This window comes from Nonomuraea sp. 3N208, from assembly GCF_052245935.1.
GTDB lineage: Bacteria > Actinomycetota > Actinomycetes > Streptosporangiales > Streptosporangiaceae > Nonomuraea.
Genome location: NZ_JBQQBR010000041.1, coordinates 1 through 15,434, shown reverse-complemented (window position 1 = coordinate 15,434; position 15,434 = coordinate 1). Strand labels below are relative to the sequence as shown.

Here is a 15,434-nt window from a genome sequence, read left to right as displayed (position 1 = left end):
GCTGAACAAACCGTCCATCGCACCTGTGCTGTCCGACCTCGCGGCCGGACGACGGACACTGACGCACGAGGCTCTCGACGAACTGCCCGACAGCCCACCTCTCGCCCACCTCCGCCAAGTGCTCGTCGGCGTTGGTGCCCTTCCCGAGCGCGACGAGTACATGGCCCGCGTCGAACGCTTCGTCACCGACCTCCTCACGACCCACCAGGACCCCGACCAGCGCAAACTTATGCACCAATACACGATCTGGCATCTCATCAGGCGCCTTCGCCGACGCAACATCGGCCGCCCTGTTACCCCACAGCAGTTCATCGCCGTCCGCCGACGCACCCACGCGGCCGTCGCCTTCCTGAACTGGCTCAGGGCCCACGACCTCACCCTGCGCACCTGCCGACAGGCCGACCTCGACCAGTGGCTCACCGACGACTCCGCCACCTACCGTCAGACGGCCGGACACTTCATCCGCTGGGCCCACGCCAACAAGCTCACCACCATCCACGCCCCCGCCATCCGCTGGAACGGACCCACGCAGCCGCTCTATGACGAGCACCGCTGGAACGTCGCACGTCGGCTCGTGCACGACGACACCCTCAAGGCTGAAGACCGCCTCGCTGGCCTGCTTCTCCTCCTCTATGCCCAAGGGGCAGCGGCGATCAGCCGCCTGACCATCAAGGACGTCGAGGTCGACGACCAGGGAGTGCGCCTCCACCTCGGCGATGCGCCCGTCCATCTGCCCGAGCCCATCGCCGCACTGGCCCGGAGCGTCGCCGCCAACCGCAAGGGGCATGCGACCATCGGGGCTCTGGCCCCGTCTCCATGGCTCTTCCCCGGCGGCCAGCCGGGACGGCCAATCAGCACCGCGCAGCTGACACAGCGACTGAACCAGCTCGGGATTCGGCCCAACCAGGCCCGCAGCACCGCGCTCTTCCAACTCGCCACCGAGGTCCCCGCCCCGATCCTCGCCCGCACCCTGGGCATCCACACTGATGTCGCTGTCGCCTGGCAACGTCTCGCCGCGGGTGACTGGGTAAACTACGCCGCCGAAGTCAGCGCGCGCTCCTTGGTCACCGCCAGTCCCACGCTCTCGAACAGCAGGCCATCTCCATGAACTCCGTCTCCCTCGACCCACACTGGACCCGAGCCTGGGCCGCGGACATCACCGCTCACCTGCAGTCCGTCCTGTCCGCATTCGACGCCTACTACCCCTTCCCGCCGGGAGAGAACGAGGTCGTCCTGACGGACGTCAACCAGCAGGGCTCCCTCGACACCATGCGCGCCCACCCAGCAACGTCACCGGATCTGATCACCTTCTACAGCGTGATCAACGAGGTGGCCATGCCCGACATCGGCAATGCGTTCTTCATCCACGCACTCGACGACGTCATCAGCCAATTCTCCGACGGCATGATCGTCCTCAGCGATGGCAACGAGGGCACGATCTTTGCCAGGAACGGCGGAGGAATCCTCTACGCCATCGGCCCCGACAACAAGGTCCACCGCTCACATGCCGCCTCCCCAGACAGCGGCTTCGCGCCCATGGCGACCAACCTGCGCGACTTCCTCGAACAGCTCCGCGGCGCCGTGGCCCATTTCGTCGCTACCAAAACTCCAGGCGACTTGTGATCCACCATTTGATCAACGGGAGGCATTCGGGCAGTTCCAATACCCGACGTCACCATTAAACCGTTCAGGACGCTTGAGGTGGAGACGCTGCCGGCGCACGCGGAGGGGCACGAGCACGTCATCCGTGCCTCTCCTTCGTCCGGTCGGCGCCGACGCCTCTGGCTCACGCACCCGTACCGGTCACGGCCACGTGACGAACACCGCCGCGCCGCCGCAGCCTCACTGGCTGGAGCATGCGAACGCGGCAGATCCGCCGGTCCCACCTGAGCCGTTGCATTGGACTCAGGCCCGGATCTCCTTCTCGCTCTTGGCTCGATGGTCTGTCAGAGCAGCAGCTGGTCGATCGTAATCGGCAGGGAGCGGATGCGTCGCCCCGTGGCGTGATAGACGGCGTTGGCGATGGCCGCCGCCACGCCGACCAGGCCGACCTCCCCGACCCCTTTGGTGCCGATCGGGGTCGCCCGGTCGGGTTCGCCCACGAAGATGACGTCCATGTCCGGGATGTCGGCGTTGACGGGCACCAGGTAGTCGCCGAAGGTCGCGTTCGCGATGCGGCCGGTTTCCTGATCGGTGGCCGTGTCCTCAAACATGGCCTGGCCGATGCCGCCGACCGTTCCGCCGACGATCTGGCTGGTGGCCGTTTTCTCGTTGAGGATGCGCCCGCCGTCGATCGCCGAGACCACCCGTGCCACCCGCAGGAGTCCCAGGTCCGGGTCGATGCGGACCTCGACGAACTTGGCTCCGAACGCGCCGGCAACGGCCATCCCGAGTTCCTCGGGTTGGGGCGGGGTGCTCCTGCCGTCGGCGCTCAGTTCTTCCAGGCCGTGGCGGGCCAGGATGTCGGTGTACGACTCGCCCTGCTCGGGCATGCCGGTGCGGTGGATACGGCCCTGGCTCACCATGACGTCGCCGAGCGCGGCCCCGCGCAGCGGTGAATCCGGTTCGTCTCCGACCAGGTCGAGGAACTCCCGCACCAGACGCCGGCAGGCGGCGTGCACGGCGTTGCCGAGAGCCCCGGTGAGACCGGACCCGCCGGCCTGTGGCGAGTACGGCATGTCGGAGTCACCGAGGTCGAACCGCACCCGCGAGGTGTCCAGGGCGAGGAGTTCGGCCGCCAGCTGCGTCATGACCGTGTAGGTGCCGGTCCCGATGTCGGTGGCCGCGCTGCGCACGAACGCCGATCCGTCGCGGCGCAACGAGGCACGGGCCTGGCACGGCACCTGATAGGCGGGATAGGAGACACCGGCCAAGCCGTAGCCGACCAGCCAGCGCCCGTCGCGCATCGAACCCACTTCCGGGGTGCGGTACGACCACCCGAACCGCTCGGCGCCCTGTAGGTAGCACTCCCGCAGCGCTTTGCTCGACCAGGGCAGGCGGGACAGCGGGTCGACCTCGGCGTAGTTGCGCAGCCGGAACTCCAGCGGGTCCATGCCCAGAGCGTGCGCGAGCTCGTCGATGGCCGACTCCAGGGCGAAGTTGCCCTGTCCTTCGGCGGGGGCCCGCATGGAGCCGGGGCAGGGAATGTTGAGCCGTACCTGCCGGTCCCGGGTTCGCACGTTGGGACAGGCGTAGGAGACGGCCGAGCACGCAGAGACCGGTTCATAGTCGTCGTCCTCCATCGCCACCGTTGAGGTGCCGTCGTGGTCGATGGCGATCAGGTCTCCGGCACTGTTGGCCCCGATCTTGATGTGCTGGACACTGTTCGGGCGATGGCCCACGGAGGTGAACATCTCGGGCCGAGTGAGCACGAGTTTCACCGGCCGGCCGACCTCGCGTGCGGCCAGCACGGTCAGAATGACGTGGGGCCACATGCGCAGCCCGGCGCCGAAGCCGCCTCCGACGTAGGGGGCGAGGACCCGGATGCCGCTCTCGGGGACCTTGAAGATCGCCGCGAGGGAGGTGCGGACGTTGTGGGGCCACTGGGTGGAGTCGTGGACGGTGAGCGAGTCGCCGTTCCACAGGGCGATCGTGGCCATCAGGCCGAGCGGATTGTTGGTGTTGTCAGGCGTGGTGTAGGTGCCCTCCACGACGACATCGGCGGCGGCGAACCCGGCCGGCACATCACCGCGCTCGGTGTCCAGGCCCCAGGGGTTGGTGAGGACCTCCGCCCTCGGGTCGTCGATGTCGAGCAGAGCCTCGGCGGCTTCGTACTCGACCCGCACGAGCGAGGCGGCGTGCCTGGCCTGCTCCGCGGTGGTCGCCACCACGATGGCCACATGCTGCCCGTAGTGCAGGATGCGGTCGTCCTGGAGCGGAGCAGGCGGGGACGGCCCCAGCAGCGTCATCGGCCCGCGCTCCAGCCTCGGCGCGGTCACGTGGGTGATGACGGTCAGCACCCCAGGGGCGGCCTCCGCCTCTGCGGTGTCGATGGCCCGGATCCGCCCGGCGGCGATGGTGCTGCGCACCAGGGCGGCGTGCACCATGCCGGGAAATCCGAAGTCATTGGGGTAGTGCGCGCTGCCCGTCACCTTCAGCGGGGCGTCCACCCGGTCCAGCCCCGCACCCACGACTGGACGTGCTTCAGATATGGTCATGATCCGGCTCCTGCGATGATCTCCAGCGTGCGCACCAGGGTCCTTTTGGCCAACTCCACCTTGAACGCCGTACCGGGCAACGTCCTGGCCCCCGCCAGGGCGGCATCCGCCGCGGCGCGGAAGGCGTCACGGCCTGCCGACGCGCCGCGCAGGACGTCCTCGGCGTCCCACGCCCGCCACGGGATCGTGCCGACGCCGCCCAGCGCCACCCGGGCCTCCCGGATGATCCCGTCCTCCACCACCAGAGCCGCGCCGGCCGAGGTCAGCGCGAACTCGTACGAGACGCGGTCGCGAACCTTCAGGTAGTGCGACCGCGCCCCTTCAGGGAGCAGAGGCACCTCGATCGCGGTGATCAGCTCACCATGCTGCAGCACGTTCTCGATGTGCGGGGTGTCGCCCGGCGGGAGGTGGAACTCGGTCAGCGGGATGCTTCGCGGACCGTTCACTCCCTGCACGTGGACGACGGCGTCCAGAGCGGCCAGCGGGACCGCCACGTCCGAGGCGTGCAAAGCGATGCAGTGCTCGCTGGTGCCCAAGATGGCGTGCATGCGCGCGAAGCCGGTGATGGCGGCGCATCCTGACCCGGGATCGCGTTTGTTGCACGCTGCGACGGTCGGGTCCCGGAAATACCGGCACCGGGCCCGCTGTAGCAGGTTGCCACCGATGGTGGCCATGTTCCGCAACTGGGTGGAGGCTCCGAGCAGGAGCGCTTCGCGGACGAAAGGCAGGCGCTCGATCACGACGGGGTCGGCGGCCAGTTCCTCCATGGTGGTCAGCGCGCCTACGCGGATCGCCGCGCCGGTGTGCGTGATGCCGCCCAGCGGCAGCCGGGTGATGTCGACGAGCCGGTCAGGACCGAGCACACCGTCCTTCATGAGGTCCAGTTGTGTGGTGCCACCGGCGAGAAAGAAGGTGTTCGGGTCGGTGCTGACCATGGCCACGGCCTGGCCGGCGTCGGCGGCTCGGACATATTCGAAGGGACGCATCCTTCAGCCCCCCGAAGCCACGTCGCGGATCGCCGCGCGGATGTTCGGATAAGCGCCGCAGCGGCAGATGTTGCCGCTCATGAACTCGCAGATGTCCTCATCCGATTCCGCTCGGCCCTCCGCCAGCAGCGACACCGCCGACATGATCTGTCCAGGGGTGCAGTAGCCGCACTGGAACGCGTCGTGCCGGGAGAAGGCCGCCTGCACGGGATGTGGCGCCCCTGCCTCGGACAGGGACTCGACGGTGGTGACCTCACGGTCCTCGCACTGGGCGGCGAGCATCAGGCACGACACCACGCGCTTGCCGTCGACCAGCACGGTGCAGGCGCCGCAGGCGCCCTGGTCGCACCCCTTCTTCGCCCCGGTGAGAGCCAGATGGTCGCGCAAGGCGTCCAGCAGGGTGACCCGGGCGTCGAACCGCAGTCTGTGGAGGGTGCCGTTGACGTGGAGGGTGATTTCCACCTGCGGCACCTCGAGCGATGCCTCGTCGTATGGATGTGTTGAACTTCGCGCTGCCTTCATGGCGCCTCGATTCCGTGCTCTTGATCTAACTCTTGGTGCACCGGACTCAGCGGTACAGGAGGTCCAGCAGCGCGGTGTCGATCGGCTGGGGTGCGTCCAGGCGGTGCTGTGCGTGAGCTGAGCGTGCCAGCAGGTGGGCGGCGCCCACGAAGACCTCCTCCGCCACCAGGCCGAGCTCGCCGTCCATGTGTAGGACGGACACCCGTGATGGTCGTCGACACGCAGGCCCAGGGGTATCGGACATCTCAGTCTCCAACAGTGGGGACTAAACAGGCATGTCCTGCAACAACGCAGAAGCGACCTACGAGTTAAGGTATCGGCGTCCAACACCACGGTCAGTCAAGTCATGGCGCACGATTGGTCAAAAGTGCTGCCACGGACGCAACCGACGCCCGGTGATCGCTGCTGTATGAGAGTGCGGCGCGGGCGGAGGAGGTCCTGGCCCTCGATGTCGCCGACCGACGTCGACCCGAGCAGCGGCTGGGCCCGACTGTCCTGCCGGCCAGCCGCTCCGGGTCGGTGGCCTCGAGTACCTGGTTGGCGGCGATGCCGAGGTCGCGGCGGACCGTCTCGGTTTCGGCGTTGTCGTAGGCGCAGATGATGGTCAGGCGGTCGAATGTGGCCACAGGGTGATCTCCATCGTGGTGGGCGGAGAAGAGTGTGCTGGAGCGCCGGAGGGACGTAGCCGGTATCTGGTACGGCGTCGGCTGCGCGAGTGCCCGGGCGCGCCAAGCATCCAGGGCGGCCTCGTCGTACAACTCAGGGTCCGGGCCGGTGGTATGCGGGGTCGGCCGCCGCCCTATCGGCGCGGGAAAGCCGCTCCGGGGCCGCCAGACGTTGCGGACGTACTTCTCCGGGCGGCCCACTTTGGCCGCTCAGTCCGCCAGGGTGATGCCCTCGGTGCTGCTGTTCATGGAGATTCTCCGTCCACCCACCTGATCACACTCAGCGACTGACATTTAGTGTCGCGGCCCGCTGACACTCTCCGGCTCTGGCTCACTCTCGATGATCAGTAACTCAGGGTGACTCGGTGGTGCTGTCTGACCGCCCGGTTGGTGCCGAAGATGCCGATAAGTTCTTGTCCTGATTAGGACGGTTCTCTGGCCAACGGCGATATCGTCCAACGATGAGCGAAGGGGAATCGAACCGGAACACCGTCATCATTCCGGGCGGAATGTACGGACCGCAGGCCGGACTGCTCGCCTACGTCGGCGAAGCAGTCGCCCGCCGAGGCGCCGACCTCGAACTGATCTCGTGGACACCGCCGGAGGGCCGGCCCCTGGTGGAGCGGCACGCCTGGGTCTACGAGCAGGTGACGCCAGTCGTGGAGAAGCTAGCAACACCGCTGTTGATCGGCAAGTCACTCGGCTCGTACGGTGCCGCCGTGGCCGCAGATCGCGGTCTGTCAGGGATCTGGTTGACGCCGTTGCTCACGATGCCCGCATGCGTGGAGCCGTTGCGTCGGGCCACCCGGCCATTTTTGCTTGTAGGCGGTACCGCGGACGACTTCTGGGATGGTGCACTGGCGCGGGAGTTGACGCCGCACGTCCTCGAAGTCAATGGCGCCGATCATGGCATGAAGGTGCCGGGACCGCTGCACAGATCCGCCGAGGTACTCGGTCAGGTGACGACGACCATTGAAGCCTTTCTCGACAGCGTCGTCTGGCGTTAGTGGAAGTCCCAACCCCGCAGGCCGCCGACCAGCTTGTACGGCGGCGCGCGAACATAGCTCGATGGCACGCCGGACAGAAAGCTGATGCTCAGCGGGAGGATCCGGTCACGCTGCTCATCGTTGTCGCGATCTTGTAACAGGCCCCATACAGAGGCGGCCGCTCGTCAACGATCTGGTTTGTCGAGAACCTGATCAGCAACGAGCGGCCGTGGGGTTCATTGTGCTGCATGCGCCGGCAGGCGAGAACGCCTGCTGCCTTCGTTTGTTCTGCCCCGCGCTGCGGGAGATGGATGTCCTCAATGTTGCGGACCTCGGTGACACCCTGCTGATCGCGGCGCGCACCGTGGCCAGCGAGGTTCCGTGCCCGGTGTGTGGGCTGCTCTCGACCCGGGTGCACAGCCGGTATCGCCGGACCGTGTGGGATCTGGCGACGGGCGGGCGGCCGGTCAAGGTCGAGTTGGAGGTGCGCCGCTTCTTCTGCGACGAGCCCTCTTGTGACCGGGAGATCTTCGCCGAGCAGGTCGGCGGGCTGACCCAGCGGCATGCCCGTCGCAGCAACGCCTTACGCACTCTTCTCACCTCGATCGCCATAGCACTGGCCGGGCGAGCCGGTGCCCGCATGGCCGGCCTGGTCGGCGTGCCGGTCAGCCGATCCACGCTGCTACGGACACTGCGGGCGTTGCCCGATCCCGAGATAGCGCAGGTCACGGTGCTAGGCGTCGACGACTTCGCGAAGAAGCGCGGACACTCCTACGGCACCGTCCTGGTGGACATGGACACCCACCGTCCTATCGATCTGCTGGACGGCCGGACCGCCGATGACCTGGCCGCCTGGTTGAAGGACCATCCCGGCGTGCAGGTGATCTGCCGAGACAGGGCCGGCTCCTACGCCGATGGCGCCCGTGAGGGCGCTCCCGAGGCCACGCAGGTCGCCGATCGCTTCCATTTGTGGCAAAACCTCGCCACGGCACTGGAGAAGACGATCCGCGCGCACCGATCCTGCCTGCAGGAAGTCCCCGACCAAGACACCACGATCAAGGACGAAACAGGCAGCGAGACCGAACCCGTCCAGCGGCCCAAGACCCTGGATTCCCGCGGCAACGAACGGCCGATGGTGGCGCGGACGCACGAACGCTATGCCCAGGTCCAGGCGCTGAGGGCCGAGAGCCTGTCGCTGAACGCCATCAGCCGCGAACTTGGCCTGGCCTTTCGCACCGTCCGCAAGTACGCCAACGCTACCAGCGTGGACGAACTCCTGGCCCCCACCCTCGATCGCTCCAGCAAGCTGGATCAGTTCAAGCCCTACCTCACCCGCCGATGGAACGAAGGCTGCAGCAACGCCGTCCAGCTCCATACCGAGATCAAGGACCAAGGATTCACCGGCAGCCGCCGTGCCGTCCAAGGCTGGCTCCAACCCTTGCGCGGATACCAGGAAGTACAGCAGGAGCCATGCCCACCACCCAAACCCCGCCGCGTCACCGGCTGGCTCATGACCCATCCCGACCGTCTGGACACCGAGGAGAAGGCCGGACTGGAACAGATCCTTGCCCGCTGCCCCGAGCTCATCAACGCTGCCGGGCTGGTCCGCAGCTTCGCCACGATGATGACCAACCGCGACGGCCACCTGCTCGACGACTGGATCGCCGCCGCCGAAGCCGGAGCCTCGCCCTACCTAGCCACCTTCGCCACCGGACTCCGACGCGACCACGCCGCAGTGCAGGCCGGGCTGACGCTGGCTCACAGCAGTGGAGCCGTCGAAGGGACCGTAAACAAGATCAAATTCTTGAAGCGGCAGATGTTCGGCCGTGCAAACTTCGACCTTCTACGGGCCCGCGTCCTTCGCTACTCCTGACACACTGCACGCTCTGTCACCGAGATCATCGAGAGTGAGTCAGAGCCCACTCTCCTGTCGCTCAACAGGCTGAGAGTGGTCAGAAATGTCGGTGAGAAGTAGCAGCGCGGTGAGAAGTAGCAGCGCTGATCGCGCCTGCCAATAGCGGTACTGAGATGAAGTCGTGCTAGATCATCCCGTCTGCGGGATGGCTCGGACGCCCGCCAAGAGTTCCTGCTCGCAGGGGTGGAGCATTGCCCAGAGCTCGTCTGGGCCGCAGCCGGAGCGCCCTTTGCGTGCGCCACCCGGCAGGCGTTGTGGGGCCTGTAGGTCAGAGTCAGGCGCTGTCGCTACTCATCTACGCAACCACTCACTATCCGGCGTTCGTGATGTACGACTGGCTGACCTACCTTCAGGACACCCCTCATACGCCCCCTTTGGTGAGTATCGTCTATCCCAGGGGCCCATTTGAGATAGACGGGGAGAAAGCACAGTGCATGGTTTATGCCGTGTCATCATGGGGTTTTTCGTAGTACACAGGTTGAATTCGTAGAGTCGGTCATGGGTTTGCCGGGGTGTCGAGGGTGAGTCCGGTCTGGGCCAAGCAACCGGTGAGCAGGTGGGGTCGGTACTGGATCTTCTTCAGTTTGCGTTTGACGATCCGGACGAGTCCAGGCAGGTCGGCGACGACGAAGTCGGCCAGGGCCCGGCGGAGCAGGGACCAGACGCCCTCGACGGGATTGAGCTCGGGCGCGTAGGCGGGTAACTGGACGATGCGCAGCCAGTCGGCGTGCTCGGCGGCGAAGTCGGCGAGTTGGCCGGCCAGGTGCACATTGAGGTTGTCCCAGCACCAGACCAGGGGTGCGCCCAGGTGCTGGTGGGTGGCCACGATCAGGTCCCGGTAGTCGATCCAGGAGAAGGACTTGGGCTCGCCCTTGCGTCCGCGGTAGATGTGCAGGGTGTAGAACAGGTGCGGCCGTTCGCCGTCCCTGTAGGCCACCACGCCTGCCATGTTGACCCGGCCGGAGCCTTTGCCGCGCACCGTCACCACCGGACGAGCGCCGACCGGTGCCCAGGTGCGTCCCTTCGGCGGCCTCAGCCCCTGCCCTGCCTCGTCTTCGAAGCAGATGTAGGCGCCTAGGTCCGCCGCGGTGCTTTTACTTCGGGCCACACCTCGGCTTTCCAGATTGCGACGGCCTCCTCGTCCCGTTCCAGGGCCCGCCGCGCCGGGACCTGGACCGACCAGCCGTGGCGGTGCAGTAGCTTGCCCACGCCCTCGATGGTGTAGCCGATGTGGAACAGCCGTCCGATCAGCGTCTTGACCCGGGCCAGCGTCCAGCACTGATCCTCGTCGTATCCCCAGGCCAGTGGGCCGCGCCGAAGCTCCGCCTCCAGCCGCTCCCACTGCTTGGCCGACAGCTTCTCCTTCGACACCGGCCCCTTGGACAGCAACGCCTGCGCCCCACCCTCACGCCAGACCTTGCGCCAGCGCGTTACCGACCGTTCGTGCACCCGTAACCGCACCGCGACCGTCTTGGTTGACTCGCCGGCCTCGAACCACTCGGCCGCCTGCAGCCGTACACGCTCCCGCCGCTCCTGCTCCGCGGGCGTGTACCCACCTCTTTGCCCGTTACCGCATACCCCGGTCGTACCGCACTGAGGGCTATCCGTCACGACCCGAAGACTCTACGCAATCAACCTGTGCAAGAGCGGGAGTGAAGGACATTAGGTCGCCGGGCTGGCAGCCGAGGACCTCGCAGATCTTGCTCAGCGTAGAGAACCGGATCGCTTTGGCGCGGTTGTTCTTGAGGATCGACAAGTTCACGTTGGTGATCCCCACCTTTTCGGCCAGTTCGACCACCGTCATGCCGCGCTCTTCGAGCAGCCGATCCAGATGCACCTCGATGGTGTGCTCGGAGTTTTCGGCGGGCGACATCAGACAGTTCCTTCGAGTTCCTCGCGCATGTGCGCGCCGACGCGGACGACCTTCGACATCACCACGAGCCCGAGCCCGGCAAGCAGGAACGCCCATGGGAAGGCCCAGCCGAACAGGGCCATCTCCCACACTTGCCTGACGGAGCCGGCCGCCATCGATACGGCCAGCCCGGTCTCCACGATGCTCGTGTAGAGCGACGCCGCGAGTGTGCTGACAATGAGGAACGCGCCGAGGAACCACAGCCTGCGGACGACCACCTCATCGAAACCGTTCTCCCGTCGCGCGTCTCTGATCAGCCGGTCGAGGAGGAAGAGCGCGATGAGCAGCACGAGCGGGGTGGCGAACCGCGACGTCTGATAGAGCAGCTGCGTGCCGAGGCTGGAGTCGTCCTTGCAGATCTGAGGCAGCGGGTAGGCGAACTCGACTCCCTTCTCCACGGGGTAGGGATTGTCGTAGACGGTGCTACTCGCGGCCACGGCCTTCCGGCGCTGGGGGTCCTCGAAGAGGTTGCCCTTCACGTCAAGGATGCTCGGTGATGCGACACACACCAGGCTTTGGGTGCCGCGGGAGCCGAAGGCGTTCTCTCCGCCGGTCAAGGCCGCACGCCCAACCTCGTAGGCCATCGTTGCTGCGAACAGCACCAGGAGAACGCGGACGACGATCGCCGTCCACTTCAGGGGGGTGGATCTGTCGAGGGGCACGGTACGGCTCCACATCGTTGATCGATATTATCGTTTGTCGATGATATCGATCAACGATAAAGAGTCAAGCGATGCCCCGAGCTGAGCCTGTCACCCCGAGCCCATCCCGAGCGGCGTGCTCTGCCACCAAGCGAAGAAGATCCTGGAGAGACGCATGTCTGCCGAGATCACGCATCGTCAGGAGCCCCTTCCGTGTACTCCGGCCGCCGTTCCTCGCCGTGTGCTTCCTGCGGTCACAGCCCCGCTTGAGCCACAGGATCAATCCGCTGAATGAACGTGCCGGGGCGAGTTGGCGTGATCAGGATTCCACCCCAGCCGCACCAGAGGCTCAGCCCGCGGCCTGTCCCAGACCGCCCCTACTTTCGCTGCCCCGGCAAACCCATGACCGACTCTACGAATTCAACCTGTGTAGCAGGGCTTCTGGTGGCCACACCGGCGTCGGCAGACGGGGATCTGGTGGCCGCCTACGGGATGGAAGAAGGATCGGGGACGACCGTTCACGATTTGTCGGGCAACGGCAATGACGGGACTGTCGCGAACCCGCAGTGGGTGGACGGCAAGTACGGCAAGGGGTTGCGCATCGGGGAGCTGGACCAGATCCTGACGGTGCCGGACGCGTCGAGCCTGCGCACATCAGGCGGGCTGACGGTGGAGGCCTGGATCAAGGCCGACGGCTACTGCCCGATCCTCGCGGCCAAGGACAACTCCTACTGGATGGGGGGGACTTGGGGCGTCAGGACGGGCGGCCAGGACCACGACGGCGAGTCGATCGGCGAATTTCCCGGAAACTGGGTCCACTTGGCGCTCGTGTACGACGGGAGCACGCTGCGCTACGTGCTCGACGGCCTCTACTGGGCCAGCGAGGCGCTCCCGGTGACCGGGGCCGTCGACTACGACTCCGGTCCACTGAAGATCGGCCAGTCCTGTTCTGACGCGATCGTCGACGAGGTGCGCGTCTACCGGCGCGGGCTGACTGATGAGGAGCTCCAGCAGGACATGCTGAAGGCGGTCGTCGTGGACGAGCGGCCCGTAGCTCCCGCGGCCTCGGCCGACCTCAGCACGGGCACGATCCAGCTGTCGTGGCCGGCCGCCACCGACGATCACGGCATCTCGGCCTACGAGATCCACGAGGTCGGCTCTCCGGAGGACCGTGTGGACGCGCTCAACCTGGTCGCCACAGTGACCGGGCTGACCTGGACCCCGGGCTGCGTCTACCGCAACTCGATCTACCAATACCGGGTCGTGGCCCTGGACACTCTGGGCCAGCCCAGCCAGCCATCGGAGATGGTCGGAGGAAGGGTCACCAATCCGGACTGCCCGCCGACGGCGCCAACGGTGACGGTGTCCCCCCACGATGGCTGGGCCGGAGTGCGGCTGGGTGGCGCCTATGACGAGCGGGGCGTCACCGAGGTCGAGCTCCACCGGTCGACGACTCGCGCCTTCACTCCGTCCGCAGCGACGCTGGTCGCCCGCGTCGCGGGGACGACGACGGAGCTCACCGACCATGTGCCCGCTCGCGCCACCTACTATTACGCGACGCTGGCGGTGGACACCACCGGCAACGTCAGCACGCCGTCCGCCGTCGTCTCCGCCCTGATCGAGGCGCTGCCCAACCTCCAGACAACGCTCGTGGGCGCCTACGGACTGAACGAGGGCACCGGCACGGCGCTGGGCGACTCATCTGGCCGGGGCCACACCGGCACGGCCACCAACCCGTCCTGGGTGAGCGGGAAGTACGGAAAGGCGCTGGCCTTCGGTTACGCCGCGACCGCCAACGTGCCCAACCTGACCTCGCAGGGGAAGGTGACTCTGTCGGCCTGGGTGAAGCCGAAGACGAACGCCCGCTACCTGGAGGCGCTGTCGCGCAACGGATTCGTGATGTACGCCGCAGACTGGCCTAATGACACGCCATCCGCCACCTTGGGCAGTGGACACTTCATCGTCGGGCCGCAGGTCCTGCCGGTCGACACGTGGACCCATCTGGCCGCCACCTACGATGGCAGGGAAATTCGCCTCTACGTGAACGGCCAGTCGGTCGGTTACGCCGGGAACACCAACGGGCTCTCCGGGAATCCGGGTCAGCTGGTCATCGGGCAGGGCTCTCCCTACGGCACATTGAACGGCATGGTCATCGACGAGGTCCGCACCTACGACGCCGCCCTGACGCCGGAGCAGATCGAGAGCATCATGACGGCTCCCATCGGCTGAAATCGCGACGGCCGTGGGGCCGCAAGGCCCCGCGGCCCGTCCGGGTACTCTCGGTCCGCCCGGTCCGCGCCCAAGAGCAGCCCGCGAGCAACCGAGCATGATCAACTACTCGAACGCGAGCCTAGAAAACCGAGAAACCCCAGGTCGGTCGAGGGTTTGCGAGTAGGGCGGGTGGGATTTGAACCCACGACCCACGGATTATGAGGCGGCTCGATTAGTGTCGCTCAGTGCTGAAGAGCTCTGTTTTGTATCGCTGTGGCCGGAATTCTCCCCGCCGTCGTGTCAGTCTGTGCCCATGAGTGCCGCGCTGTATCACGTGCACGTGAGCAACCACCGAGCAACCGCGCGTTCTTGACCATCGGGAGGATGCGTCATTTGTCCCCATCCCGTTAAGCGCTTCAGGAGCGTTTTAGGGCCAGATCTGCGGCGGTGATCTTGTTCTTTATCCTCTGGTTGTTGTAAGGCTGTTGAGGGGTGCGGCCGCGTTTGATGGTTTTGCCGACGCCGTAGCGGGGGGGCAGGGGCCTTGCCCTGGTGAAGCCCTGCCAGGGTGGAACAGCGCCGTGGCAAGCGGCCAGTCTCATACGAAGATCTGGGCGAGGGCGACGCGCTGGCATATGTCGCCGACTTGGTGATCCTGTTGCATCGTGAGGACGCCTACGACCGGCACACGCCCCTCGTTGGAGAGGTGGATCTGGGATCAGCTTCCGACACCCCTCGCTACTACAGATCAGCAGGGCGGTTCGGAACCTGTCAATTTGATCAAGGCAGTTGAGCTGGGCTAATTCTGTGTCGGCTTCTCTGTGGTCTCCTTCTGGTCCTCGTTCTTGGGCTTGTTGATCCACACGGGACCGGGTAGATCGGGCGGTGTGGGGGTGCCGCCGGTGGCGAAGCGTTCAGGATGGGCGGATTGAGCGGCAGTCAGAACGGCGGCCCGCCGATCACGGACGGCGGCAGCGCGGCCGTAGTGCACGTCAACCGGGTGGTGATAGCCGATCCCGGAGTGGTAATGCTCGTGGTTGTACCAGGCGTAGAACTCCTGGCAGAACCGTCGGGCATCCTCAATGGAGCCGAACCTGCCGGGGAAGTCGGGGCAGTACTTGAGGGTCTTGTAGCTCGCCTCCACGTGCGGGTTGTCGTTGGAGGTCTTGGGCCGTGAGTGGGACTTGGCCACGCCCAGGTCGATGAGCAGCTCGGCGACGGTCTTGGACTTCATCGAGGAACCGCGGTCGGCATGCAGGGTGAGGGTGCCCTCGTCGATGTTCTGGTTCCTCGCGGTCTGCTGGATGAGTTTCCTGGCCAGTTCAGCGGACTCGCGGGAGGCGACCATCCAGCCGACGACGTAGCGGCTGTAGATGTCGATGATCGTGTAAAGCGAGTACCAGACGCCCTTGTCCGGGCCGCGGAGTTTGGTGATGTCC

15 protein-coding genes are annotated in these 15,434 nt (G+C 66.3%); 5 read left to right on the top strand and 10 right to left on the bottom strand.

The window, feature by feature from the left end; translation table 11 throughout:
• The first annotated feature begins 160 nt into the window (after positions 1-160).
• Both ACTWPT_RS45075 and ACTWPT_RS45070 read left to right on the top strand, forming a co-directional pair.
• Positions 161-1,108, top strand: a complete 948-nt coding sequence (locus tag ACTWPT_RS45075; RefSeq protein ID WP_443183696.1) for a hypothetical protein — start codon at positions 161-163, stop codon at positions 1,106-1,108.
• A complete protein-coding gene (locus ACTWPT_RS45070; protein ID WP_443183695.1) occupies positions 1,105-1,623 on the top strand; it encodes a hypothetical protein in 519 nt (172 codons plus the stop codon). Before ACTWPT_RS45075 ends, ACTWPT_RS45070 begins: the two co-directional genes overlap by 4 nt.
• Positions 1,624-1,946: 323 nt before the next feature.
• Here the strand turns inward: ACTWPT_RS45070 and ACTWPT_RS45065 are convergent, their stop codons facing one another.
• The 5 genes from ACTWPT_RS45065 to ACTWPT_RS45045 form a co-directional block, all read right to left on the bottom strand.
• On the bottom strand, positions 1,947-4,157 hold the full coding sequence (locus ACTWPT_RS45065) for a xanthine dehydrogenase family protein molybdopterin-binding subunit (protein ID WP_443183694.1): 2,211 nt from the start codon (positions 4,155-4,157) through the stop codon (positions 1,947-1,949).
• Entirely contained in the window at positions 4,154-5,143 is a 990-nt protein-coding gene (locus ACTWPT_RS45060) for an FAD binding domain-containing protein (protein ID WP_443183693.1), read from the bottom strand. The genes ACTWPT_RS45065 and ACTWPT_RS45060 overlap by 4 nt, the downstream gene beginning before the upstream one ends.
• Positions 5,144-5,146: 3 nt before the next feature.
• Positions 5,147-5,665 (bottom strand): (2Fe-2S)-binding protein, encoded by a 519-nt coding sequence (locus tag ACTWPT_RS45055; protein WP_443183692.1) that lies wholly within the window; start codon positions 5,663-5,665, stop codon positions 5,147-5,149.
• A 46-nt stretch (positions 5,666-5,711) separates the two neighbouring features.
• Positions 5,712-5,867, bottom strand: a complete 156-nt coding sequence (locus tag ACTWPT_RS45050) for a hypothetical protein (protein WP_443183691.1) — start codon at positions 5,865-5,867, stop codon at positions 5,712-5,714.
• A gap of 142 nt (positions 5,868-6,009) precedes the next feature.
• The gene (locus ACTWPT_RS45045) at positions 6,010-6,291 is read right to left on the bottom strand and encodes a hypothetical protein (RefSeq protein ID WP_443183690.1); all 282 of its coding nucleotides are present in this window, start codon (positions 6,289-6,291) and stop codon (positions 6,010-6,012) included.
• 500 nt (positions 6,292-6,791) lie between these two features.
• Between ACTWPT_RS45045 and ACTWPT_RS45040 the strand changes: the two genes are divergently transcribed.
• Positions 6,792-7,337 carry a hypothetical protein gene (locus tag ACTWPT_RS45040; RefSeq protein ID WP_305916354.1) on the top strand — a complete coding sequence of 182 codons (546 nt, stop codon included), beginning with the start codon at positions 6,792-6,794 and terminating at the stop codon, positions 7,335-7,337.
• A 208-nt stretch (positions 7,338-7,545) separates the two neighbouring features.
• Entirely contained in the window at positions 7,546-9,189 is a 1,644-nt protein-coding gene (locus ACTWPT_RS45035) for an ISL3 family transposase (RefSeq protein ID WP_443183689.1), read from the top strand.
• Between the two features lie 538 nt (positions 9,190-9,727).
• Here the strand turns inward: ACTWPT_RS45035 and ACTWPT_RS45030 are convergent.
• The 4 genes from ACTWPT_RS45030 to ACTWPT_RS45015 are packed head-to-tail and all read right to left on the bottom strand — an operon-like array spanning position 9,728 to position 11,805.
• The gene (locus ACTWPT_RS45030; protein ID WP_443183688.1) at positions 9,728-10,339 is read right to left on the bottom strand and encodes an IS630 family transposase; all 612 of its coding nucleotides are present in this window, start codon (positions 10,337-10,339) and stop codon (positions 9,728-9,730) included.
• Entirely contained in the window at positions 10,306-10,842 is a 537-nt protein-coding gene (locus ACTWPT_RS45025) for a winged helix-turn-helix domain-containing protein (protein WP_443183687.1), read from the bottom strand. The genes ACTWPT_RS45030 and ACTWPT_RS45025 overlap by 34 nt, the downstream gene beginning before the upstream one ends.
• The gene (locus tag ACTWPT_RS45020; protein ID WP_443183686.1) at positions 10,832-11,104 is read right to left on the bottom strand and encodes a helix-turn-helix domain-containing protein; all 273 of its coding nucleotides are present in this window, start codon (positions 11,102-11,104) and stop codon (positions 10,832-10,834) included. Before ACTWPT_RS45020 ends, ACTWPT_RS45025 begins: the two co-directional genes overlap by 11 nt.
• A complete protein-coding gene (locus ACTWPT_RS45015; RefSeq protein WP_443183685.1) occupies positions 11,104-11,805 on the bottom strand; it encodes a DUF2975 domain-containing protein in 702 nt (233 codons plus the stop codon). Before ACTWPT_RS45015 ends, ACTWPT_RS45020 begins: the two co-directional genes overlap by 1 nt.
• Positions 11,806-12,228: 423 nt before the next feature.
• Between ACTWPT_RS45015 and ACTWPT_RS45010 the strand changes: the two genes are divergently transcribed.
• A complete protein-coding gene (locus tag ACTWPT_RS45010; protein WP_443183684.1) occupies positions 12,229-14,013 on the top strand; it encodes a LamG domain-containing protein in 1,785 nt (594 codons plus the stop codon).
• A 781-nt stretch (positions 14,014-14,794) separates the two neighbouring features.
• Here the strand turns inward: ACTWPT_RS45010 and ACTWPT_RS45005 are convergent.
• On the bottom strand, positions 14,795-15,434 hold a 640-nt coding region (locus ACTWPT_RS45005; protein ID WP_443183683.1), incomplete at its 5' end, for a transposase.